General features: G+C 60.2%; 23 protein-coding genes and 2 pseudogenes. 15 read left to right on the top strand and 10 right to left on the bottom strand.

Features of this window, described 5'->3' with window-relative positions; translation table 11 throughout:
• The coding region (locus ABIB91_RS39310; RefSeq protein ID WP_354172295.1) for a hypothetical protein at window positions 1–238 on the top strand (238 nt) is incomplete at its 5' end.
• A gap of 275 nt (window positions 239–513) precedes the next feature.
• Here ABIB91_RS39310 and ABIB91_RS39305 read toward each other — a convergent pair.
• Window positions 514–993 carry a PH domain-containing protein gene (locus ABIB91_RS39305; protein WP_063995469.1) on the bottom strand — a complete coding sequence of 160 codons (480 nt, stop codon included), beginning with the start codon at window positions 991–993 and terminating at the stop codon, window positions 514–516.
• A gap of 247 nt (window positions 994–1,240) precedes the next feature.
• On the opposite strand from ABIB91_RS39305, the gene ABIB91_RS39300 reads away from it, so the two are divergent.
• Window positions 1,241–1,993, top strand: coding sequence for a hypothetical protein (locus ABIB91_RS39300; RefSeq protein ID WP_063995468.1), 753 nt, complete (start codon window positions 1,241–1,243; stop codon window positions 1,991–1,993).
• A 260-nt stretch (window positions 1,994–2,253) separates the two neighbouring features.
• Entirely contained in the window at window positions 2,254–2,490 is a 237-nt protein-coding gene (locus tag ABIB91_RS39295) for a hypothetical protein (RefSeq protein WP_354172298.1), read from the top strand.
• Between the two features lie 322 nt (window positions 2,491–2,812).
• Here the strand turns inward: ABIB91_RS39295 and ABIB91_RS39290 are convergent, their stop codons facing one another.
• Window positions 2,813–3,568 (bottom strand): outer membrane protein, encoded by a 756-nt coding sequence (locus ABIB91_RS39290; RefSeq protein WP_354172300.1) that lies wholly within the window; start codon window positions 3,566–3,568, stop codon window positions 2,813–2,815.
• Between the two features lie 222 nt (window positions 3,569–3,790).
• Entirely contained in the window at window positions 3,791–4,105 is a 315-nt protein-coding gene (locus ABIB91_RS41880) for a DUF1488 family protein (RefSeq protein ID WP_502917087.1), read from the bottom strand.
• A gap of 216 nt (window positions 4,106–4,321) precedes the next feature.
• On the opposite strand from ABIB91_RS41880, the pseudogene ABIB91_RS39280 reads away from it, so the two are divergent.
• Window positions 4,322–4,588 (top strand): annotated as a pseudogene (locus tag ABIB91_RS39280) (tyrosine-type recombinase/integrase); the annotation flags it as partial.
• A 175-nt stretch (window positions 4,589–4,763) separates the two neighbouring features.
• Here the strand turns inward: ABIB91_RS39280 and ABIB91_RS39275 are convergent.
• Window positions 4,764–5,347: pseudogene (locus ABIB91_RS39275) on the bottom strand (calcium:cation antiporter family protein); the annotation flags it as partial.
• A 194-nt stretch (window positions 5,348–5,541) separates the two neighbouring features.
• Here ABIB91_RS39275 and ABIB91_RS39270 point away from each other — a divergent pair.
• Together ABIB91_RS39270 and ABIB91_RS39265 are read left to right on the top strand one after the other, a co-directional pair.
• Window positions 5,542–7,134, top strand: a complete 1,593-nt coding sequence (locus tag ABIB91_RS39270) for a DUF3631 domain-containing protein (protein ID WP_354172304.1) — start codon at window positions 5,542–5,544, stop codon at window positions 7,132–7,134.
• A gap of 50 nt (window positions 7,135–7,184) precedes the next feature.
• The gene (locus tag ABIB91_RS39265) at window positions 7,185–7,469 is read left to right on the top strand and encodes a helix-turn-helix transcriptional regulator (RefSeq protein WP_354172306.1); all 285 of its coding nucleotides are present in this window, start codon (window positions 7,185–7,187) and stop codon (window positions 7,467–7,469) included.
• 180 nt (window positions 7,470–7,649) lie between these two features.
• Here the strand turns inward: ABIB91_RS39265 and ABIB91_RS39260 are convergent, their stop codons facing one another.
• Both ABIB91_RS39260 and ABIB91_RS39255 read right to left on the bottom strand, forming a co-directional pair.
• Window positions 7,650–9,521, bottom strand: coding sequence for a sensor histidine kinase (locus ABIB91_RS39260; RefSeq protein WP_354172308.1), 1,872 nt, complete (start codon window positions 9,519–9,521; stop codon window positions 7,650–7,652).
• Window positions 9,522–9,534: 13 nt separating this feature from the next.
• Window positions 9,535–10,875, bottom strand: a complete 1,341-nt coding sequence (locus ABIB91_RS39255) for a carbohydrate porin (RefSeq protein WP_354172310.1) — start codon at window positions 10,873–10,875, stop codon at window positions 9,535–9,537.
• 397 nt (window positions 10,876–11,272) lie between these two features.
• On the opposite strand from ABIB91_RS39255, the gene ABIB91_RS39250 reads away from it, so the two are divergent.
• From ABIB91_RS39250 to ABIB91_RS39230, 5 genes are all read left to right on the top strand, one after another.
• Entirely contained in the window at window positions 11,273–11,905 is a 633-nt protein-coding gene (locus ABIB91_RS39250; protein ID WP_354172313.1) for a response regulator transcription factor, read from the top strand.
• 83 nt (window positions 11,906–11,988) lie between these two features.
• Entirely contained in the window at window positions 11,989–12,357 is a 369-nt protein-coding gene (locus tag ABIB91_RS39245; protein WP_354172315.1) for a response regulator transcription factor, read from the top strand.
• Between the two features lie 124 nt (window positions 12,358–12,481).
• On the top strand, window positions 12,482–13,192 hold the full coding sequence (locus tag ABIB91_RS39240; protein WP_354172317.1) for an ion channel: 711 nt from the start codon (window positions 12,482–12,484) through the stop codon (window positions 13,190–13,192).
• Between the two features lie 185 nt (window positions 13,193–13,377).
• A complete protein-coding gene (locus ABIB91_RS39235) occupies window positions 13,378–13,641 on the top strand; it encodes a hypothetical protein (protein ID WP_354172319.1) in 264 nt (87 codons plus the stop codon).
• Window positions 13,642–13,763: 122 nt separating this feature from the next.
• Window positions 13,764–13,967 carry a hypothetical protein gene (locus tag ABIB91_RS39230; RefSeq protein WP_354172321.1) on the top strand — a complete coding sequence of 68 codons (204 nt, stop codon included), beginning with the start codon at window positions 13,764–13,766 and terminating at the stop codon, window positions 13,965–13,967.
• Between the two features lie 652 nt (window positions 13,968–14,619).
• Here ABIB91_RS39230 and ABIB91_RS39225 read toward each other — a convergent pair.
• The gene (locus tag ABIB91_RS39225) at window positions 14,620–15,009 is read right to left on the bottom strand and encodes a hypothetical protein (RefSeq protein ID WP_354172323.1); all 390 of its coding nucleotides are present in this window, start codon (window positions 15,007–15,009) and stop codon (window positions 14,620–14,622) included.
• A gap of 288 nt (window positions 15,010–15,297) precedes the next feature.
• Between ABIB91_RS39225 and ABIB91_RS39220 the strand changes: the two genes are divergently transcribed.
• Window positions 15,298–15,555 (top strand): DUF2798 domain-containing protein, encoded by a 258-nt coding sequence (locus ABIB91_RS39220; RefSeq protein WP_354172325.1) that lies wholly within the window; start codon window positions 15,298–15,300, stop codon window positions 15,553–15,555.
• A gap of 50 nt (window positions 15,556–15,605) precedes the next feature.
• Here ABIB91_RS39220 and ABIB91_RS39215 read toward each other — a convergent pair whose 3' ends face one another.
• The 3 genes from ABIB91_RS39215 to ABIB91_RS39205 all read right to left on the bottom strand — a co-directional run bounded on the left by ABIB91_RS39215 (window position 15,606) and on the right by ABIB91_RS39205 (window position 18,844).
• A complete protein-coding gene (locus tag ABIB91_RS39215; protein ID WP_007601437.1) occupies window positions 15,606–17,393 on the bottom strand; it encodes a chloride channel protein in 1,788 nt (595 codons plus the stop codon).
• Between the two features lie 12 nt (window positions 17,394–17,405).
• Window positions 17,406–18,059: an L-fuculose-phosphate aldolase gene (locus ABIB91_RS39210; protein WP_007601436.1), complete on the bottom strand. Its 654-nt coding sequence runs from the start codon at window positions 18,057–18,059 to the stop codon at window positions 17,406–17,408.
• A gap of 158 nt (window positions 18,060–18,217) precedes the next feature.
• The gene (locus ABIB91_RS39205) at window positions 18,218–18,844 is read right to left on the bottom strand and encodes a MarC family protein (RefSeq protein ID WP_007601435.1); all 627 of its coding nucleotides are present in this window, start codon (window positions 18,842–18,844) and stop codon (window positions 18,218–18,220) included.
• An 89-nt stretch (window positions 18,845–18,933) separates the two neighbouring features.
• Here ABIB91_RS39205 and ABIB91_RS39200 point away from each other — a divergent pair, with 89 nt between their 5' ends.
• From ABIB91_RS39200 to ABIB91_RS39190, 3 genes are all read left to right on the top strand, one after another.
• Window positions 18,934–19,140 carry a hypothetical protein gene (locus ABIB91_RS39200; RefSeq protein WP_354172328.1) on the top strand — a complete coding sequence of 69 codons (207 nt, stop codon included), beginning with the start codon at window positions 18,934–18,936 and terminating at the stop codon, window positions 19,138–19,140.
• Between the two features lie 100 nt (window positions 19,141–19,240).
• On the top strand, window positions 19,241–19,807 hold the full coding sequence (locus ABIB91_RS39195; protein WP_354172330.1) for a YciE/YciF ferroxidase family protein: 567 nt from the start codon (window positions 19,241–19,243) through the stop codon (window positions 19,805–19,807).
• A 154-nt stretch (window positions 19,808–19,961) separates the two neighbouring features.
• Window positions 19,962–20,345: an Hsp20/alpha crystallin family protein gene (locus ABIB91_RS39190; RefSeq protein WP_007601432.1), complete on the top strand. Its 384-nt coding sequence runs from the start codon at window positions 19,962–19,964 to the stop codon at window positions 20,343–20,345.
• Window positions 20,346–20,348: the final 3 nt, after the last annotated feature.

Below are 20,348 nucleotides of genomic sequence, written 5' to 3'. Positions count from 1 at the left end.
ATCATGGATCGACCTCGCCGAGATTCGCGTCAACACAACGGAATCACGCTTCGTGACTTGTCTCAACCGACTTTTGCAACAAAATCGGCCAGAAGAGGTCCTTCATGACGCCTGTGTTAAACCTGCGCTTTCGCTTCTTCATCCGGGCGGTTTTGACCCAGACGCGGCTCCACTCCTGCAAAAGCCTCTGGATGTTCGCACGATGGCGGATGATCGGGTGCACTCCGGGGGGGTGTAGGCCGAGATTTGATTCGAGCAGGTACTGGTGCCGGTTATTGGGTCATTTCCCTGCAGATATCGAGGCGAAATGCCCAGCGGGGCTTCCCCGGGGGCGGAATGTTGGGATCGGAATGGTCAGAGGTAACACCCGCTTATGATTGCTGGTAGCTGCCGAAGTCACCCTGACCTTGATCTTCGCCAATTCAGCGGCTTGGTGCGTTCAGGTCGGCGGCATTGACGGCTGGCCGGCAATGCTTTTTCGTGAGGCTGGCGGCTGTCACACCACGCCTTGGTTCACGTACCAACCGGCCTTGTCGTGATGGCGTTGCGAAACGCGAGCGGCGCCGTGATGGTGGTAATGGTTCGCGTGCCTTCGCCGACACCCTGAATGGTGAGGTCGCCGTAGTCCATGAAGCGGCCAAGAATGCTCTGTTTGACATCGACACTCTCAACTTTGTCGAGGCTCATCTCAAAGGTGTCCCGCTTGATGAAACCTGTCTTGTGGACAACCCGCATGTTGGTCACGTCGGTCTCGGTGGTCCAGCGGTGAAACCAAGCCGTCGCCGTCCAGTACAAAGCCGCAAGCCCAGCTACCGCCGCGAAGGCCAAGCAAACCGAAGCCAGCACGTCGGAAGTAAAGAAGCGCCACAGCACCAAAAATGCGACCACCACGATCCACGCAGCGATTGCGGGCAGAAAGTACATCCAGTGTTCGTTGGTCGAATACAGCAACCGTTCGCCGGGCTGTATAATCTTGTCGATATACCGCGCCATAACGGACCCTGAGTTAACCCACCACCGCAGCATCTTGCGCCCTTTGAGCCGATCGGGACCTTGATTTATCTCAAGCCTTCGATCGACCGCGCCCGGAAGCTGCGGTTCATACGAGAGCCGCAACGATCCCCCTCTAAAAGGGCCGGAGCGAGCTGAGGGTTGATTGCTATTCATTTGGATTGCCGATGGCGGTAGCGGCTATCAGGGTTTGTTCCCGATTCCTTCGCCTGGCTGGGAGTCAAGGCACTTGTTTGATTGGTGGCAACCCAGAAAGCGGCTCAGGAAACATTCCGACTACAAAGCGGGCGGTCACCGCTTCTTCGGACCGCACGTTATCCTCGATGAATTGCGCCGCCACGTTCCTCGATATCTCGATGAGGTCGATCAGGGCGAACTGATCTATCCAGCGTGCAAGCGGGCATTATCGGATTTGAACGGTGATGTTCGCTCGGTTTGGGATCACACCCGGCTGGAAGCGATGCGCTATGTAATGATGGTGCCAAGGGCCGACTTTGACTTACTAAGCGATGCAGACCGGCAAATCGAAATGATAGACGCTTACCTCCTCCAGCGTCCTCACGACGAGACCGTGGTCGATTTCACGGGAACGGCGGCGACTGATTTTTCGATTGCTATCTTGGCTGGTCTCAATTGGCTAACACATTGCGCTAAATTGGCCGGCGTTCAGCCAAGTAAGCAGTTGGGCACTATTCGTCACTTCAGAAGTCTCGTCACGCTAGCTCACAGGTGGTGGTTAACTGAGGGCGCTGGCGAACGCTCCAGTCAACTGTTGGCGAATGGAGAGCAGCCACCACTCATGTTCTACTTGATATGGTCCGACTACACGAGGCTCGCAAAGCACATCGCTGCCGCCACAGTTTTCGGATCGTCGATCAACCGTGCAGCAAAACTGGTAGCGTTGCCTGCCGATCTTATTCCCCGCTTTGAGGCTGCGCGGGATCCCCTCGAATTGGATGCCGACATAGCGCAACCCCGCTAGCGTTTTGCGCTACGATCCTGTTCAGAGCGATGGCAGCCCACCAAGAGTTCGCTCGGACTGAACTGTTGCAGGCACCGGGTAAACGGTTGTTTGCTTGTCGCAGATCGAACATCTAAAGCGCCGGAACGAATTAAACTATCGGATTTTCGCTGCAACGCCAGCGTGTGCGGTTCGTGCGTTTCGGACGAAGGGCGGGACCTCTCCGGGGCGGTTGGCCGGGATTGATTTCGGTCAGGTACTGGTACCAGTTATTGCCTCACATGATCCAAATCAACGATGCCCGCGCGACGGCCGCCAAAGAAAGGCGCATGCGAAACATCGTGGACGAAGCTGGCGAGATCGTTGCGATGGCATCGGATGAGCATACGCTGATCGGCGGTCACCACCGCCTCGCGGTGGCGGCGAGCGCCGGTAAACAACTGTACTGGAAAGATACCGGGGAACCCGTGAAACTTGATCCGTTTTTCAAGGGAAGTTCTCGTCGACATACAGCCTGATGCGCAGGGAGCGTGACGCGTATAGAAGGCAATCATCACGTCGGCGCTGCCTTTCGTGCGTCTGATAAGCGTGAGCCGGTCTAGCGCACTTTTCCTCGCGCTCTCGGCGCACCGCTCCGCTCGCGGTTTTTTTGGATTTGAGCCATGTCTTCGATCCTCCGCCGCGGTTCGCGGCGGGTCATTAGCCGGTGCAGGGGACAGAGCTAACCGAGGGCTCGATTGCGGGTGGCGGGTCTGAGGACTTTTAGATTGTACCCTCCAACAAAAAAGGCCGGCATTTCTGCCGACCTTCGTTTGCTGGAGAACTCTAAATAACGCGAGATCAGTACTTCGCGACGACCGGGCTGCCGTAATTGCCGAAGCGGTAGTTCACGCGCACCGTGAGCATGTCCACGTCCTGCGTGATCCGGTCGTTCACAAATCCAGCAAGAGCGGGAGGGGCCGTGAACGAATTATTGCGGTGCCCCATGAACAGATGGTCGTACTCAATACCGGCTGACCAATTCGGCGCGAAGCCATACTCCCAACCAACACCCACGGTGCCACCCCAGCGGGTCGCGCTTTGCGCCACGAGTTCAGTGCCGAAAGCGTTTTCGAGGACGCTGAAGCGGTTGTCCGTCACCGCCGCGCCGCCCTTCACGTAAAACAGTGACGCATTCCAAGCGTAGCCGATCTGACCGGTGAAGAGGCCGATGGCACTGGTTTTGGTACGAGTTGAGAGCGCAGGATTGATGAGGCTGACGCGCTGGTTGCTGAGATCCGCCCAATCGCCCTGCGCTTCCAGACCAAACACCCACTGGCTGGATTGCCAGCGATAACCGAGCTGGCCACCAATGACGCCACCGGACCGATCGCGGCAGCCAGAAGCGAAGGCCACGCCAGCCGCGTCAAGGAAATCCACGCAATTGTGGTTCTGCGCCCAGCCGCCATTGCCGCCGATATAGAAGCCGGTCCAGTTGTAGATCGGGGCAACGTAGGGAGCCGGCGCAGCCTTCATCGGCATGTCGGCAGCCGAGGCTGGCACAGCCATTCCGAGAGCAAGCACGCCTACCGTGCCTAGTAAAAACTTCTTCATCATTAAATCCCCACTTGTTATGCGCTTCAGGCGAAGCGGTCATTGGCACGACTGCCGATCGATCTATGGTGGCACGATAGGCGGAAATCTCCCAAAGACCTGTATCCGATGGACAACACTCAAGACCAAAGTGAGCATTCGTCTAAGCTGATGATTTGTTTGTATTTTTTTGAGTAAAGTCACTCATTCGGCGGAGATCGCGGCGAATAGGCGCTATCCGACCGTTCAGCTACTTCCCGGCTTTATCGTATGACGTCTGCCGAAACGGCTGGTCGGAATGTGTTTCGAAAAAATACTGACCACTGTTTTCTCATTGGATGATTGGTCGAACAGTGCGGACGCTATGGCTTCGATCAGCACGCGACGAGCCTTAAATTCAGCAAGCAAGTCCCCCTTCGAGCCTCTCCGGCGATCAGCCAAGTCGCTAAGCGCGGCAGTGCTAATTTGGCATTGCACAATTTGCTGTCCATTCCTCATCGTAAACTTGAACGCCATCAGGTCGGCATCATACCCAATGGCCTTTCCTCTCCTCAGCGGCATGAACCCGGTCCCCTTTTCCCAACGACCCGTGAAGCGGACCGCGCGGTGGGCTGCCAGGTGAGCATCTATAAGGCGCGGCAACTGACCTTCTTGAGGCAACGGAGCAAAGCATGTCCTCAGCGGTTTGCAAATTCGAGACCTGCTGGGATCGCGGGTGACGTCACCGAGATCGACCCGGTCTTGGTATTGCAGCGCAGCACGCCTTCCGTTCGCGTCCTTCACGCGGAAACATTGCTCCTCCTCCAACTGGCAAGAAGTCGGGAGAATACTTGGTTCACTGGCCGGCGGCGGAGTGGGCATATGACGACGCGCCAGTACGCCCGACTCCTATCTCACTGGATCGTTGATATCGGACTGGATCCGCACCTGTTCGGGACGCATTCGCTTCGCCGGACCAAGGCAACCTTGATCTATCGCCGAACCGGCAACCTGCGAGCCGTACAACTCCTGCTGGGGCATACCAAGATCGAGAGCACCGTTTGATACCTAGGCATCGAGGTCGACGACGCCCTCGCGATAGCAGAACAAGTTGACGTCTGATTTCGGGGGCAGAGCAGACGTGCTCTACGCTGCCCTCACAGACGGCTCCGGGCCAACAACGGACTCACTCACAAACGGCACGGCGCCGACGGACGGTGATGAAAAGGAGGTGTTGGCGTCACCCAATCTCCTGGCTCGCTGGCGGGACCACGTACAGCGTCAACGCAAAGACCGCGTAGATGAAGATAAGCAGGGCGCCGACGAACCAGGCCGAGCGCCCGCTGCTCGTAATGAAGCTCGCGGTCACGGTCGCAATCATCACCATGGTGACGGCGCCCGGCCAGAACTGCAGGCTCATTGGCGACGGTCCGACGACATAGCTGAGCAGCACCAGTGCGGGTGCGCCTTGTGGGTCTTCAGTGAGAACAGCAGGCCGAGCGCGTAAGCGATGATGAGCAGTATGGCGAGACCGACGCTGAGCTTCCGCATGACAGCCTCGCCTTGTACGAGATCGAGGTCGGCGACCGCCGACGGGGCGAGCAGGGCGACGGTGGCCATCAGCAAGAGACCGGAGTAGAGCCGCGCGCCGGCACGATTATATTCCTGGACGTGATAGCGCAGGCCGCCGAGCAATAGACAGGCACCGAGCATGAACAGGGCGTTGGTGACAATCGCACCGGCAATCGACGCTTTCACGAGCATATACTGGCCGGCCTGAAGCGCGGTGATCGCAATGATCAGCTCCGTTAGGTTTCCCAGCGTCTAGCGCGACATTCTCGCCGGGCATTCGCTCCACGACAATCTGCGCGATCTCTCCTGCAAGATGATCTATGCCGGGATGGAGCCTGGTGCCGTCGTTAATTTCCTGCGCGGGTTAATGGAGCAGTCCAACACTCCGCGTGATGACCGCCGGCAGGAGCGCCTCGCCGACATCCCGCGCCTCGTTCGAGGGCGCCGTGAAGCTGAAAGCCGAGGCCGGCAGGCTTGTGCGCCGCAACGCCGGGGCACCTGCTGAAGCCGGCGCCGCGCTCCTCGAGGACGTGCGTGGCTTCCTGTGCCGGTTCGTCAGTTATCCCTCCGTGCACGCGGCCATCGCGCATACCCTCTGGGTCGTACACACGCACCTGATGAGCGCATGGGAGAGCACCGCGCGGCTTGCATTCCTTTCGCCGGAACCTGGGTCGGGCAAGACTCGCGCCCTGGAGGTGACTGAGATGCTGGTGCCAAGGCCCGTGCATGCCACGAACGTTTCACCCGCCTACCTGTATCGGAAGTGCGGGGGCGAAGGTGGACCGCCGACCATCCTGTTCGACGAGATCGACGCAATCTTCGGACCGAAGGCGCGGGAGCATGAGGACGTTCGGTCGTTCCTCAACAGCGGTCACCGCCGCGGCGCCACCTTCGGTCGTTGCGTCATCTACGGAAAGCGCGTCGAGACCGAGGACGTGCAAAGCTTTGCCGCCGTCGCGCTGGCAGGGCTGGGCTGGCTGCCGGACTCGATCATGACGCGCAGCGTGGTCATCCGGATGCGGCGGCGCGCGCCCAACGAGCACGTCGAGGCTTTCCGGCACCGCACCCACGCCCCCGTTGGTAGGAATCTCTTCCTCCGGCTCGAAGACTGGGCGGCAGCCAGCGCAGGCCACGCCGAGGCAGCGCGGCCGGAAATGCCCTCAGGCATCGAGGACCGGACCGCAGACCTGTGGGAGCCGCTGCTGGCGGTTGCAGACCTTGCGGGTGGCGAGTGGCCTGAACTGGCGCGCAAAGCAGCCGTCGCGCTGGTTGCCGCCGCGACTACCGATACACCACCGAGCCTGAACATCCGCCTACTGTCTGATTTGCGGACGATTTTCGCCGCAGCCGACGCGGCGATCCAGATGACCGTCCCGAAAGGGCTTCCAACTAAGGCAATTCTGGAGGCGCTGCACGCGCTCGAGGCAGCCCCGTGGAGCCACCTCAAGGAGCCCTTCAACGACCATTCCCTGGCGAGCCGGCTGCATGGCTACGGCATCAAGTCCGACAAGCTCCGGCCGCATGGGGCGAACCAGTGCAAGGGCTACCTCCTCGCCGATCTGGAAGATGCGTGGCGGCGCTATTTGCCCCCTCCCGTCTCTCTCAGTCCCCGAGAAGGCGTCACAACCGTCACAAGCGTCACAAGCGAGGCTGTTCAGGGGGGAGCGTGTGACGCTTGTGACGGTTGCAGCGTCACCGGCAAGGATCATCCGTCACATCACAATGCTCAGGCTACAGACGCTGTGACGGATGTGACGGATGTGACGCCTTTTCCGGGCGGCACAGAGAGGCCGACGAGGCTTGCAGCGGAAGGTTCCGAGAAGGGCCTGAGCGTTCACTTCATCCGCGAGCTCGCCGAGTGGTATCTGGGCAAAGTCGAGGAAGAGCGGCTGGCGACAGGCACGCTCCGGCAGGCGGCACTGGATGCCGAACTGCGCGCGATTCTCTCGGACCACGGTGTTTTCCCCGAGTTCATCGAGATCGAGTCCGAGCGCGTGATGCAGGTCGTTTGCGCCCCCCTGGAGTGCACGGCCAAGTAATGAAGACGCGGACCAGGTCTACCGGCCCGTCGAGATGATGGAAGTACATGATGACCGCAAAAAAGGTAGCACTCGCCGAAGCCGACACCGAAGTGGTGCACATCACCGCTGCGCGCCGCATGCTCACCGAAGCTCAGGTGTTGGACATCATCCCGGTGAGCCGCACCACGCTGTATCGCATGGAGAAGGCAGGTCGCTTTCCGAAATGCACCTACATCAGCCCGAACCGGCGCGTCTGGTATGAAGACGAGATCGTGGCTTGGCAGAATGCGGTTGATGAGTTCGATCCGCGTCGGGCACGGGGCAAGGGCCGGCGCGCCGGCGCTGTTCGGTAGCCCGCGAAGACGCGCTGAAATTTGTTCTTTGACCTATACGATGCGCCTGGGCTTTCCGGAGCATGGTCTGCAAGGTGCCCGCATCCACACGCCCCTTTCCTCCTCCATCAGCAGGAGAACCGGGTCGCCTTTGGATGGATCGGCTCGACCACTGCGCTTGGCGCACGGCTGCCGTTTGGGTCAACCGACAATGGGAAGCCTGATCCGGAACGTTGCGCCGCCGTGATCGCGATTTTTTGCCGAAATGAACCCGTTGTGCGCCTCGATAATGGTGCGGGCGATGGACAGCCCCATGCCCATGCCTTCCGCCTTGCTGGTGAAAAAAGGTTCGAAAACCTGGTTTAGCTTGTCTTCGGAAATACCGGGCCCGCGATCCGAAACGGATAACTGGGCGAACTCCTCAACGCGCGAAGTCCGGATGCTGATGCTGCGATGTCCAGGCGGCGTATCCTTCATCGCCTCGATGCCGTTCATTACAAGGTTCAGAACAACCTGTTGAAGTTGAATGCGGTCACCGACGATCGGAAGCGCATTCGACATGGTCAGACTGGTCAATTCGATCTGTCGTGCGATGGCCAGTGCTGAAAGAAAATCTACGGTTTCCCGCACAACATCATTGAGGTCCAATTGTACCGGGTCGAAGGGGGCCTTTTTCATCAGGCTTCGTATCCTTCGGATGACTTCGCTGGCGCGCTGATCATCCCGTAGAATATCGCCCAGGATTTCGCTTAGTTCGGCAAGGTCCGGATTGGGAGATTTAAGTATCGCCTGTGCCGTTTCGGTATTCGTCAGAATGGACCCTAGCGGCTGATTTATTTCATGGGCAATCGACGCGGTAAGTTCGCCAGCGGTTGAGAAGCGGTTGACGTGGGCGAGTTCTTTCATTCGCTGCCGCGCTTGTACTTCCGCCAACCGACGCTGACGATGTGCATTGAGCAGGGCCAAGATTAACCCAGCTTGGGCGAGAAGAACGGCAGCTATCAGCACGATTTGTGAGGAATAACGCTGCCATGCAGTTTGCTCCCGAAACAGGATTTCGCTCCCAGCCGGCAGGCGGCTCTCGCTGATGTTCCAGCGCTGAAGTAGTCGCCAATCGTATTTCGGTGCTGAGAAGCCGACGGGATTGATGCCGCTGATCTTCTCGCCTCCCAACATGCGCACGGCAACAGCAGCCATTGATTGGGCGCCCTCAGCCGGTGAAAACATCGGACCGCCTACGACCTGACCGACAAAATAAGACTGATCGAACGAAAAAATGGGAGCGTTGGCGACTTCATAGATGCGCCTCAATGGCTCCTTGTCTCCATAGACGGCACCTGCACCGTCCACCGCTAGCTGCTGATAAAAAAGTGCAGTGTGCGGTGGCAAAGTCGCAACTGCTTTCAGTATATCCGCTAACGGCTGCTCGCCGAAAAAGATTAACTCAACTTTGTTTTTCTTCAGCAGTGGACCGACTATCCGTTGGCTCTCGGCAGCCCAAAAGCGCTCACTGGGGGAGCTTCCGAGGATGATCGCGATGGCTTTTGTCTCCGGCAACAGCCGCAAAATGTTTTCAAAAGCCGCGACTTGATCGTATCGCACCCCGGCCAAAGCGTCCCGCTCGGACAACATGGATGGCTCAACCCGCCGCACCTCGACTGCCGCAAGCAGCATCGGCGTCGTCGGATAGAGGTCTGGCCTGTGCTGCTGGACGAAGAGGGCAGCGGGGGCACCAAGAGCGACGATCAAATCTGGCGGCCGTTGAGTATAGAGCGCCTTAAGATACTCAACAAATTTCGCATCGGCGGCGTCGTCCCCGTCCAGCGCCGTGACGAGCGAGTGTTCCTGAATGTTCAGCGGCCAAGGCGATTGTTTGTTGAGTTCTCTCTGTATTTCTCTGCTCCATGCGGCTCCCTGCTCAAAATTCGGACCGAATGTATGAAGCAGCAAAATCTTTTTCGGTTGGCCGGCAATCTGGCCAGACAGGGTTTGGGCGGTTGTGCCCCCCATCGAGACGACAAGCACGACAACGGCAGCGACCCACACACAAACGTGCCGCTTTAGCGAGGTCATCGCGATGGTCGCCTCACCAGTACATCGTCGCATTGGCTAACACGTTAAGGGCACTCCCGGTCTGCGGCGTATAGACCACCGGCGTGGGGTTATTGGTGTACCCGAGCCCGATGCCCACACGGATGCCGGGCGCAACGGGTGCATAATAGGCTGCAGTTATCGAAAAATTGTCAGTATGCGCGAGCTGGCCGCCTCGCACGGCGGCATCGACCAGATATTGGGTGAAGACATTGCGGGAGACAACCAAGGATACCATATCGCCTGGCCGGGACGGCAGCAGACCTATGCCATAGAGGCGTGCCTCATAGTACTCGCTGACGCGATTAAATTCCGGCGGAGCGTACATCGCGGTTAGCCCAGCGTACCACCCCCTTGCCGCCTGACCTTCGACTGGAACAAGTTGGACAAATTGTCGATCCGCCAGAAGATAGGCTGCGTAATTCCCGGCATTCCGACCGCCGAATTCGAAATCGACATACTTGCTGGTGTTGATGATAGCTGCGGCACGCACCCAGGTCGCAAGCTGGCCGGGAGCGGCCTCCTTGCGATAGCCAACCTCGTTGATCGCGAGGAATCCACTGTTCGGCGTCGACCAGTCCAGGCCGGTCGGGTTAGCGGTCTTCTCGGCGAAGGGACCATCCGGGCTGCTCGCCACCTGCACACCGAATTTGTCATATAGCCCCTCCGGGCCGTTGACCTTGATGTTGATCGCCGGTTTCGCCCAGGCCCAGGCGCTTAGACCCGCCGCGACCGGAATCTGTCCGCTCGGTCCAAAGATGCTGGACGACAAATTGCCTGCCAGAAATGGTCCCCAATACTCAACGACATTGGCCAAATATCCAACCTTCAATTCCACCTGCCGGTTCAGGAAGGTCTGATAATAGCTGAGTGTCGCAAGGCTAAATGCGTTCGGCCCGGCCGGTGCCCAGCTGTCGTAATTGTAGATGCCGCCGACCGCGATCTGACCGTCGGAAATCCCGTATCTGCTGAGGTCGTAAGTCATCTGCATCACGTTATTCGTGAAGAAGGTTGGCTTCTGGCCATTATAGACCTGCTGGCCAAACGTGTTCCGTTCGGCGGGCAGCATGTTGTCGTAAAAGTTGTTGTTCGTGTAGCCGACGTAGCCGATCCCGAGTGCCGCGAGACTTGATCGGATGCCGGCGAAATCGGGATCGACGGTGTCCTGCGGGCCAGGCAGCGCCACGATGAGCCCCTTGATCCGAAGCGACTGAAAGTCAACCTTTGGCGCGACTGGCGCGGGGCCGAATGCGGTGTCTTCTGTCAGCTCCGCAGCATGACAGGTCGCCCGCAGAAGGAAGCCAGCACAAATCGATAATGCGAACGCCTTCAACATGCAGTCCCAATCGCAATGCGAGGTGCACCATCGCTGGCACGGCTGGTGCAAGGCCGCAGGTCCGCCAAATCTCGCATCGTCATACGCCGTATGACTTACCTGACCATCGATCATAATTTGGTAGCGATCCGCAACGCAACCTGGAAAACGTCCGGTTGAATCTCTGATAGAGTGCCATCGCCCGGTTTTCGCGCCTTGGCAGGGCACGGTAGTAGCTGTCGACCGTCCATGCGGAGTGTCGCCATCGTCAGGGCTGCGCGGCACGACGGCGTGGCACAAACCGCATTGAGACTTTGGTAGTAGATCGCAGCGACAGATCAGCTATGCCTGAACAAGGGCCAAACGACACTTACTCTCCCCGAGTTGCGCGGTACATTTTTGCAGCGAAAGAGGACCGATGTTTGGGCTCGTGCATATTGTCGACGATGATCCGTCATTCCGGGGGGCCATGGAGCGGCATTTGAAGCACGCCGGTTACCAGGTCGCAGTCTATGCGTCAGCGCAGGAGTTGCTCGACCGACTGCCGAGCGACGGCAGTCCGGGTTGTATTCTTCTCGACGTGCAAATGCCCGATCTGGACGGCCCGGCCTTGCAAAAAACATTGGGCGAATTCGGCTCGGCATTGCCGATCATATTTCTCTCCGGTCATACCGACATTCCTATCACCGTGCGGGCCATAAAGGCGGGCGCTCGGGATTTCTTGAGCAAGCCGGTAAGCTCCGAAGACCTTCTTCGCGCAATCGCAGGAGCGTTGGCACATCATCAATCGACATTAGATCTGCAAAACAAAGTAAGTGCGACCCGTGCTCGTCTCGCTACATTGACGCCGCGCGAGCGACAGGTCTTCAACTTCATCGTTCGGGGCAAAATCAACAAGCAGATCGCTCACGCGCTTGGAACAACGGAGCGCACGATCAAAGCTCACCGTCACGGTGTGATGGAGAAAATGCAGGTCCGGTCGTTAGCTGAGCTGGTATCTCTTGCCGAGAGGATCGGCGCTCTTTCCCCAAACACGGAACACACGCCCTGAGCTGAAAGAAGTATCTTAGGTAAACGCCACGGCTCCGCAGAGCCGCTAGCGATTATGCCCCGGAAGCGATCAGAGGTCCCGGAGTGCACAGCAGGCAAGTCATAGTCGTTGACGACGATCCCGGAATGCTGAGGGCTGTACGGCGGCTGCTCCGCCAACATGACTATAAACCGCTCCTCTTCTCGTCTGCCGAAGATCTGGAGCAGCACGCCGACATCGCCAACGCACTCTGCATCATCTTGGACATCAACCTCAACCTGCGATCCGGGATCGACCTCCGACATCAACTCAAAGCGCGAGGCGTTTTGGTCCCCGTCATTTTCATCACCGGCAATGAGACCCATTCCGTTCGCGACGCCGCACTGCTGTCCGGATGCGTCGCATTTCTAACGAAGCCGTTCTCAGCGCACGAGCTGATCGAACCGCTCAAACAGGCTGCGGCAGGCCACTAACCCATTCACTGAGCGCGCCCGGGTTTGCTCCCGTTCCCTTGATCTAGGTCAACGAGACTGAACTTTCGTCCTGAATTGTACAAAGGTGCAGCGCTGCGGTCAGCGCCAGGCCTTAGGAACATCGATGAAGACGCCCGTAAGCGAGCTGCGCCGTTTGCGCGGAGAACGCATTGACTGGCTGCTCTCGGTGCTCACGGGAGTGCTGGCATTACTGATTTTTGTCTTCGCCCCGCTACAAGCAATGGGCATTACCGCCTTTCATCTGTTTGCGGATGGCCTGTTGCTAGCGATCATCGTCAGCATGGTGATCATCTCCAACAATCCGACTGCTCTCGTTCTGATGTCGCTCGCGCTCGTTTTCAACGTCGCCGTATTCTTCCTGCGCATTTACTACCCAGTACCGTACCACCTTCACATTTTGGCCGGCGCATGGCTGGTCATCGCCTGCACGTTAGGCGCTGTCGTGCTTCAGGCCGTATTCAGGCGAGGTCTCGTTACATATCACCGAATTATCGGAGCGATCCTTCTGTACCTTTTGATTGCGGTGGCCTTTGCAACGCTGTTCCTGTTTGTAGGGCTGGCGGCTCCCGACGCAATCAAGGGAATAGCTTTCGAGGACGATCATTCGGTCGCCGCATCGCTTTTTTACATGAGCTTTGTCACGCTTACGTCGACTGGGTATGGAGACATCGTTCCGGTGCATCCGTTGGCACGAAGTCTCTGCAACATCGAGAGCGTGATCGGTCAGCTTTATCCGGCAACGCTTCTCGCGAGGCTCGTCACCCTCGAGCTCGGCAGTACGGGCTCAGCGAGTAAGCTCACGCCTACCACCTGAGCCGCAGGAGCTGCACCGACACGTGTGCGCTGCACTCACCTCTTGTGTGGGGTTCCCGCGTCGCTAGGCGAACGCTTGGTTGATCTGTGTCAACGCCGGCGATCCTTTAGCGGACACGCTGCGTTGCAGCCGCACCAGAGACGGCGTCCGTGTATCTCTTGTGCAGGCACAAAAGGGAGACCCGCATGCATCCCAAGAAGCGTCTTTCGATCCAGTCAGCGACAATTAGCGGGATTGCTGCTAGCGCCCTCTTGGGCCTTGCAGGTCTCACGCTGAATCCAAGCCCAGCCAATGCAGTCGTGTATTGCCAATACACTGCCTACCCGGCGGGTTGCGTTGCTCGGGCCGGTGTGGTGCTGGGTGCGCGTCCAGTGGCCCGCGCTGCGGTACGCCATAATGCCGGTGGCAATGCCAATGGTGGCGTCAACCGCGTCGGCGTGCGGCGATAAGCCAGTTTGCAGGTGACTGGGCAGAAAGGAGCTGTCGCGGTCATCTCGGCCCGGAGGACCGGGACCGATGACGAGCAGCGGCCTCGCGGTATGAAGTACACGTGGTAACGTTTGAAGTGCCCATGGATGGCACGCTGCAAAGACGGCGACATCCGCGCCTGACCAAGACGTTCGTCACTGAAGCAGAAGCGCGGGATTTTGCGCGAGCGAAATTCGCCGAAGGATTGATTGTCACTGCAGGCACCATCATCCCGCACCTGCCGAGAGTGTCGATTCCGTCGCAGGAGATTCCAGCGTGGTTTGAAGCTGACCAAGTAAATGACTGATCAGCGTGCCAGCAAGCCGGGAGCTTGAGGATGTCGGAGCCGAAACAGGTCCGTCGTCGCAACGCACTCGCTTTCCTTGGAAACGGAAGGGTGTTTGAACCACCATGTGAAACTAGGGCCTAATAGGGCCCGGCGGTTTCAGGCCGGACCAAGCGCCCGGTGGCGATCCTTACAACCCCTCAATGATCGAGGGTTTTCAGGTTCCAACCCACCAGAAATCACTGGACGACAGGGCCACACGGTTTTGCCGTACGCACGGCCCGCCATTTCACCACCGGTTTCGACGACGTTGTGCACGTTGCCGCCGACCTGATGACGAGACGAAGCCTAGCAGCGCCGCTCGTCGGAACGAAGCCTCGGGCTCACGGAGAGCAATCCGCCCTGCCCAAACCTCTCGCACCCGAACGCTGCCGCGTCCACCGCAAGCCCGGCTCGCGAACGTGACGACCACAAGATCGCCCCTCAAGGATGAGCCGGGATGAGCGACACATACGCCAAAACCGAATTTCGGTAAAGTGGAATATTTTTTCAAGAGAGGATTGACGCACCCGCGACACAGGTCGCGCAATGAGACGCCTCGCGCAGAAGCAACAAGGGGCGGTGCAAAACACCGCCCCTTGGCGCGAAACGAGACTGCGGCGAGGACAGGGGCCTAATACGGCTGATAATAGCCACGCGGACCATAGTAGGGACCGCCGCCGTAATATCCCTGGCCGCCGTAGTAAGGACCGGGGCCGTAATTATAGCGCTCCTCGTAGTACTCTTGGCGCCTGCTCTCTGCGATCGCGCCGCCGATCAGACCTGCCGCCACGCCCATGAAGGCGAGGCCTGCAGCGTTCGGACCTCGTCGATAGTAGCGGTGGCGGCGAGCGGCGCTGAAATCGGTGGCAGCCGGAGCGGCCGGGCCCGCGGCAGCGGCCTTGCTGGGTGCGGGCGAGTTGGCAGCCGAAGGCGTGACAGAGGCCGCAATCAGAACAAGACTTGCGAAAGCTGCCAACGCAACGTTGCGGCCGGCTGCAGAAATCATCGGTCCCTTATTCATCTTGACCTTCCCTGTTCTCGCTCAAAGCGACATCATCAAACAAGATTTAATGCGCAAGCTACTGAAATGGTTTCGTGATCGCGGCAATCTGCCACGCTTTGAACGATTGTAAACCGAACGACCAGATCCAGCTTGAACCATCCAACATGAGCGGATAATGAACAGCCGCACCGTTTTTCGGTCGCCGTAAGCGTTTTACGTGAACCAACGCATCAACCGACGCCGTCGGGATCGATGCCATTCTTGGGTTCACCGTGACTGACGCGTCCTATTCCAAAGAGAAACCAGATGATTGCGGTTCGCAAACTGCCGGCGCGCTATGCGCCGATCGTGATGCCATTTGTGCTGTCCGTCCTCATGACGGCCGTGGTGTCGATCATTTCCACCCTTCGAAGCCCCGGCGCAACGCCGGCGTTCCTCGCGACCTGGCCGGGCGCCTGGGCGCTGTCATGGCTCGTCGCCTTTCCGACGCTGCTGATGGTGCTGCCGCTGGTCCGCCGGATCGTGGCGGGCGTCGTTGCGGCTCCCGCCCAACCGAGCCGATAGCAGGCGCGGACGGCGGCGCGTGACGCACGCCGTCCCGCTTCCGCGTGACTTTACGACAGCGCCCCCAGCACGCCGCGCGTTGCCTTGTCGATCTCCTCGACATAGCGGCGGCGGGCGAAGGTCTCGGTGAGGAAGCCGACCACTTTGCGGCTGTCGGTGGAATCGACGACTGCCAGCATCTCGGCTTCCGCCTCGTCGAACACCGCCATGGCCGACTTCACGTTCATTTCGGGGATCAGCACGATCTCGGTCAGGCGCGCGAGCTCGATCACCTGGATTTCGTCGGCGATGGTGTCGAGATCGCCGGAGAACAGGTCGGGCAGCAGGACGAGACCGACATATTCGTCCGCATTGTTGACGATGACGATCCCGGGCCGCGAGCCCAGCGCGAATTCGCGGCGGACCGCGGCGATCGTCGTGGTCGACGGCACCTTGCCGACATCGGAGCGCATCAGCCGCTCGACGGTGAGGTTGCGCAGCCAGCCGACGTCGTTGGCGCTACGAATGGTCTCGCCGCGCAGATGCAGGCGCCAGGTCGAGAAGGAGTGTCCGAACATGAAGCGGACGCAGATCGAGGTGACGATGCAGCCGGCGAGCACCACGGCGGTGACGTCGACGTTGCGGGTCATCTCGAGCACGAGGAACGACATGGTCAAGGGACCGCCGACGATGGCGACGCCGAGCGTCGCCATGCCCGTGAGCATCGCGACCAGCGGATCGATCACGAAGTTCGGGCTGATCAAGAGCAGCACCGCCGAAAAGAACTTTCCGATCAGGCTGCCGACGAACAGCGAGGCAAAGAACAGCCCGCCGCGGAAGCCGGAGGCGAGCGAGATCAGGCAGGCCGTCACCTTCAAGGCGATGATCAGCGCGATCAGGCCGATCGTCATGTCGTGAAAGAGATCGAGCACCATCGCGCCGTGGCCGGCCGCCAGCACCTGCGGCGTGACAATCGCAAAGCCTCCGACGATGAGGCCGCCGATCACCGGGCGCAGCCAGACCGGCAGCCATTTGAACAGGCGCTCGAACATCGAGGACGAGCGCATCACGGCGATGCCGACGCCGCTGGTGACGAGCGCGAGCCCGATCAGCGCCAGATATTGCTCGACGCCGACGGCGCTGACCTTGGGTATTTCGAGCGAGTATGGCGCGCCGCCGAGCCATTGCGCGGTCAGTGCACCCGCGAGCGAGGCGGCGAGGATTGGCGCAGCGCTGCCGACCGAATAGACGCCGACGATCAGCTCGCAGGCGTAGAAGGCGCCGGTGATCGGCGCACCGAAGGCGGCCGCGATCGCCGCAGCGGCACCGCAGCCGACGATCAGGCGCAGATCGTTGCGGCGCAGATTGAAGAACTTGCCGAGCAGCGAGGCGATGCCCGAGCCGATCTGGGTATAGCCGGCTTCGAGGCCGACGGAGGCGCCGCAGCCGTTCGAGATCAAGGTCTGGCTCGACACCACCACGCTGTCGCGCATCGACAGATTGCCGCCACGCAGCGCGTTCGCCTCGATCGGATCGACCGCGCTGGAGAGCTTGAGCCTTCGCCGCCACCACTCCATGATCCCGAGCGCCAATCCGCCCAGCGCGGGCGCGATCAACGCGGCCCAGGGACTGACGCTGGTATTGGCGGACAGGCGAACGTCGATGGGAATGCCGTAGATCACCATATGGGCAATCTGCGCAATCTCGGCCATCAGCGTCACGATGGCGCCGGCGAGCGTGCCGATCACCAGCGCCAGCGGGATCAGATAGAATTCGTTGCTGCGCAGCAGCGCCCGCAGCCGAACCATGACGCGGTTCGTCCCCTTGCGGTCGGCGAGATGTCTGATCCGCAGGAACACTTTTGGCCCGCCCTACCCTTCCGACATGCCGTAACCGGACATGCGCTGGCGGACCCGCTCGATCTCGGCACTCGACAGCAGCGGCGGCTCTCCGATCTGGAGACAGCCGTGATATTGCCGCGCCAGCGTCTCGACCTCGACGGCGAGCCACATCGCCTTGTCCAACGACTTGCCGATCGCGATCATGCCGTGATGGTCGAGCAGGCAGGCAAGCCGGCCCTCCAGCGCCCGCACTGCATGTTCGGACAGCTCCGCCGTTCCGAAGGTGGCATAGGGCGCGCAGCGGATGCTGTCGCCGCCGGCGGCTGCGATCATGTAGTGCACGGGCGGGATCTCCAGGCCCATGATCGCCAGGATGGTGCAATAGGTCGGATGGGCGTGGACGACGGCGTTGACGTCTGGCCGGGCCTTCAGGATGTCGAGGTGGAAGCGCCACTCGCTTGACGGCTTCTGATCGGGCGCGTGCGAGCCGTCCATCGCCATGAACACGATCTGGTCCGGCGTCATGGCGTCGTAGGGCACGCTGGTCGGGGTGACCAGAAGCCCGTCCACATGCCGGACGCTGATATTGCCCGAGGTGCCCTGGTTGATGCCGAGCGCGTTCATGCGGCGGCAGGCGCCGATGATGGCCTGTCTCTTGTCGAGCTCGTCCGCTGTCATCGACATCTCGATTTCCTGACGATGGGCGCCTGTCAGACGGGGAGTACGTCAAGCATTATGGCAGCGCAAGAGAAAGCGGACCGGATCGCGCGCGATCGCGCCAGCCGCCTCATGGCATCATGAAATAAACATGAAAATCAACGCATTAACAGATTGTCGCAGCTCTACGGCAAGCTCGCCCGGACGGCCGCGATGCCGTTGATCACGAACTGCACCGAATAGGCCGCGAGCAGCATGCCGAGCACGCGCGAGAGGACGGCGTTGCCGGTGCGCCCAAGGCTCCGCGCGATCATGTTCGCGGAGACAAAGCAGAGCATGCAAAGCAGGCACACGGAGAGCACGACCGCGATGATGATCGCGAGCCTCGGCCCGTAGCCGGCATCGCCCGTCAGGAGCAGCGTGGTCGCGATCGCGCCAGGACCGGCCATCATCGGGATCGCCAGCGGGAATACCGCGACGTCGGAGGCATGCTCGGAGCTTGCCTTGTCGGCCTCGCGGGCCTCCCGATGCGGACGGTCGCCGAAGATCATCTGGTAGGACACGCCGAACAGCAGCAGTCCGCCGGCGATCTGGAAGGCGGGGATGCCGATCCCGAGCTGGCGCAGCAGCCAGTTTCCAATCAGGGCGATCACCACCAGGATCGACGCCGCAATCAGTGGCGCGCGCAGCGCGATGGTGCGTTTGGTCTTGTCGGGCATGCCTCCGGTCGCGGCGAGGAAGGCCGGCGCAAGGCCCACGGGATCGACCACGAGCAGCAGCGTCACGAACGCAGACAAGGTGAAGTCGATCATGTCTCGGTGGGCCCCCTGGACGCAGGAACGATGGCTGGCGGACTGACTTAGCCCGGCAGAACCGCTTTGAAAATCACCGGAGATGCACAATGAGCGACAGTGGAATTGGAATGTTGCTGGGTCACCTTTCGGGCAACCTGCTCTGGCTCTGGTTCACCGGAGCCTTCGTGCTCGGTGCGGTCCTCGTCTACGGCGTGGCGAAGGCGGGGCGCCTGCGGCGCCGCGAGCGCGCACAGCTCGACCGCAACACCGAGGCGCGGCAGCGGCAGGAAGATCCCTACAAGCGTCCGACCTGAGCGCAGGTTGCCGTTTGGAACTTTCGTTCTCCGAAAGCTTTTGATCGCCTGAGGATTGCGGAAGGCGATGCCTTCGCGTGTCACCTCAAGAGGAGGATGTATGGCCAAGAAAGCAAAGAAGCGCACAACCAAGAAATCGTCGACGGGCCGCGCCCGTCAGGCGCCGAAGATGTTGAGCGACCTGTTTTTCGAGACGCTCAAGGACATCTATTTCGCCGAGAACAAGATCATCAAGACCTTGCCCAAGATGGCCAAGGCCGCCAACTCGAAGGAGCTCGCGGCGGCTTTCAACAAGCATCTGCGCGAGACCCAGGGCCAGGTCAAACGTCTGGACCAGATCTTCAAGATGTTGGGCAAGCCGGCCCGCGGCAAGCCCTGCGAAGCGATCAACGGCATCACCGACGAAGGCGCCGAGATCATGAAGGAGTTCAAGAACGCTCCTGCGCTCGACGCCGGCCTGCTCGCAGCTGCGCAGGCGGTCGAGCATTACGAAATCTCCCGCTACGGTACGCTGCGCACCTGGGCCGAGGAGCTCGGCATGCAGGACGCGGCAAAGCTGCTGCAGGCGACGCTGGACGAGGAAGAGGCGACCGATCACACCCTGACCGAGCTCGCCACCTCCGTGATCAACCTCGAGGCGGAAGAGGAATACCGCCAGGCGGCCTGAGCCCCACGTGGCGTGACGACGAAACGCCGCGGCCGGAAGGCCGCGGCGCTTGTGTTTTCGGATCGCACGATCCGCATGGCACCTGCGCGCCGCCGGGCTGGAATTCTCGGGAACCGGCCCCATATTCAGCGTTCCCCACCGCCGAGCCCGCATCATGCAACCCAAGAATCCCCTCGATTGGATGCTGTCCGAAGCCCTGGACTCGCTGACCCGCGCCGAACGGCTGCGCCAGCAATTCGGCCGCCAGGAGGCCTGTTGGGAGCCTCCCATCGACGTGCTCGAAACCGAGCACGAGCTTCTGATCTTGGTCGCGCTTCCCGGCGTCAATCCCGACAATGTCGAGACTGTCATCCATGACGGCGTGCTCGTGATCTCCGGCCAACGCACCCTTCCGCCGGAGCTTCGCAACGCCCGCATCCACCGGCTCGAACTGCCGCAGGGGCGTTTTGAGCGCCGCATTGCATTGCCCGTTGGCCGCTACGCCATCAGCCGCTTCGTGATGGACGGCTGCGTCGCGCTGCGCCTCGCCAAATCCTGAGGT

The organism is Bradyrhizobium sp. JR4.3, assembly GCF_040547695.1.
Taxonomy (GTDB): Bacteria; Pseudomonadota; Alphaproteobacteria; order Rhizobiales; family Xanthobacteraceae; genus Bradyrhizobium; species Bradyrhizobium canariense.
The sequence above is the reverse complement of the archived record's forward strand: the minus strand, read 5'-3'. Positions and strand labels throughout refer to the sequence as shown.